General features: G+C 72.5%; 1 protein-coding gene. It reads left to right on the top strand.

The features are described from left to right. Window positions 1-258 precede the first annotated feature (258 nt). Window positions 259-2,635: GAF domain-containing protein (locus WA805_RS24490; protein WP_425243505.1), on the top strand; the 2,377-nt coding region annotated here is incomplete at its 3' end.

Raw genomic sequence — 2,635 nt, 5'->3', positions numbered from 1 at the left:
GTTAAACGGCTGCGGCTGCGCGCATCTTCACCTGTGCCGCTGGCTGGGGATATCCACCAGGGAGGTTCTTGATTAGGCTTTCCGTGAACGCGCTCCGGCGCTTGGCGGAGAGGTAGCCTGGCTGCTGCCGGTGCGGAGGTCCTGACGGCCGTCGGCTGAGCGCGCCGTCTGCCTGCCCGTGGAGGGTGCGATGGTCCGCCCCCCTCCAGCGCTCGGATGCCCCAGGACCGGAACGGCGGAGGGGGTGCACCCGACGTGATGGATGCCTCGCCGGGACGAACCCGCGACCATCGGATCGCCGAGGAGCAAGCCGCGCTGCGCCGCGTGGCGGTGCTGGTCGCGGGCGGGGCGCCGCCGGAGGAGGTGTTCGGCGCGGTCGCCGAGGAAGTCGGTCGGCTGCTGGAAGTCGACTTCGCGACCCTGGTCCGGTACGACCCGCAGGACGCGATCACGATCGTCGGCACGTGGACCAGAACGGGCGCCCCCTCGCCGGCCGCGGTCGGCGACCGGATGCCACTCGGCGGACGTAACCTGAGCACGCTGGTGTACCAGACGGGCCGACCGGAGCGGATCGACTACGACGACGTCTCGGGCGCAATCGGTGACGCCGCCGCCCGCGAGTGGAGGCTCCGCTCGTCGGCGGGCGTGCCGATCCGGGTCGAGGGACGGCTGTGGGGCGCCATGCTCGTGGCGTTTACCCACGAGGAGTCGCTGCCGGCGGACGCTGAGGCGCGGCTGGCTGGGTTCACCGAGCTGGTCGTGACCGCGGTCGCCAACGCCCAGGCGCGTACCGAGCTGCGCGGGTTCGCCGAGGAGCAGGCGGCGCTGCGCCGGGTGGCGACCCTTGTCGCGGGCGGAGCGTCGCCGGAGGAGGTGTTCACCGCGGTCGCCGGGGAGGTCGGGCGGCTGCTGGGGACCGTCCAGACCAACATGCTCCGGTACGACTCGGATGATGTCGCGACGATCGTCGCGGTGCACGGCAGGGTCGGCGACGCCGCGGCCGTCTCCGTAGGAGATCGGTACGAGCTCGGCGGGCGGAACGCGACAACGCTAGTGTTCCAGACCGGTCGGCCGGCGCGGATCGACGGCTACTCCGGTGCGTGGGGAGCCGTCGGGCGCGCCGCGGGCTACCGCTCGTCGGTCGGCGTGCCGATCAGCGTGGAAGGCCGGCTGTGGGGCGTCATCGGCGTGGCGTCAACGCGCGACGAGCCGCTGCCGGCGGACATCGAGGCCCGGCTGGCCGGGTTCACTGAGCTGGTCGCGACCGCGGTAGCCAACGCGCAGGCGCGGGTAGAACTGCGCGGGTTCGCCGAGGAGCAGGCGGCGCTGCGCCGGGTGGCGACCCTTGTCGCGGGCGGAGCGTCGCCGGAGAAGGTGTTCACCGCGGTCCCCGAGGAAGTCGGGCAGCTGCTAAAGGTCGACTATACGGTGGTGAGCCGGTACGACGCCGACGGCCTGGTCACGGTCGTCGGCGGCTGGGCCAGCACCGACCCCGGCCGCCCGCTTGCTATCGGCCTCCGCCTCAAACCCGAGGGACGGAACATCCACGCGCTGGTATTCCAGACGGGACAGCCAACCCGGATCGATGACTATGGCACCGCTTCGGGTGCGTTCGCCGACGTCGCCCGCGACTGGCAGTACCGCTCGTCGGTCGGCGTGCCGATCAGCGTGGAAGGTCGGCTCTGGGGCGTCATGATAGCGGGATCCCGCGAGGAGTCCCTGCCGGCGGACACCGAGGCGCGGCTGGCCGGGTTCACCGAGCTGGTCGCGACCGCGATCGCCGAAGCGCAGGCGCGCGTAGAGCTGCGCGGGTTTGCCGAGGAGCAGGCGGCGCTGCGCCGGGTGGCCACGCTGGTGGCCCAGGGGGCGCCGCCGGAGAAGGTATTCGGCGCGGTCGCCGAGGAGGCCGGCCGGCTGCTGGGCACGGATTCCACGGTCATGAGCCGGTACGATCCGGACGGCGCGGCCATGGTCGTCGGTGTCTGGGACGGGACCGGTGCCGCCCGGGTTATTCCGGTCGGCCTCCGCCTGGGCTTCGGAGGGCGGAACCTGCACACGCTGGTGTTCCAGACCGGCCGGCCGGGGAGGATCGATGACTACGCCGCCGCCTCGGGCGATGCCGCCGACGCCGCACGCGGCTGGGGGTTCCGCTCGGCCGTCGGCGTGCCGATCAGCGTCGAGGACCGGCTGTGGGGCGTCATGAGCGTGGCGTCCGCGCGGGAAGAGCCGCTCTCCGCGGACACCGAGGAGCGGCTGGCGGCCTTCACCGAGCTGATCGTCACCGCCCTCGTCAACGCCGAGGCCCAGGCCGCGCTCAACGCTTCGCGGGCCCGGATCGTTGCTGCCGCGGACGAGACGCGGCGCCGCCTGGAGCGTGACCTGCATGACGGTATTCAGCAGCGTCTGGTTTCGCTGGCGCTGAAGGCCCGCACCATCGAGGCGATGGCACCCCGGCCCGCCGGGGAGATCGCGGGCGAGCTGTCGCTGCTGGCTGATGGTCTGGGTACTGCCATGGACGAACTGCGGGAGATCTCGCACGGCATCCACCCGGCCATCTTGTCCGAGGCCGGGCTCGGCCCGGCTCTGGAGGCACTCGCCCGGCGCTCGGCGGTGCCGGTCGAACTCGACCTGACTC

It is taken from the genome of Trebonia sp. (assembly GCF_049794275.1).
GTDB lineage: Bacteria > Actinomycetota > Actinomycetes > Streptosporangiales > Streptosporangiaceae > Trebonia.
This window is presented reverse-complemented; position numbering and strand designations above follow the sequence as displayed.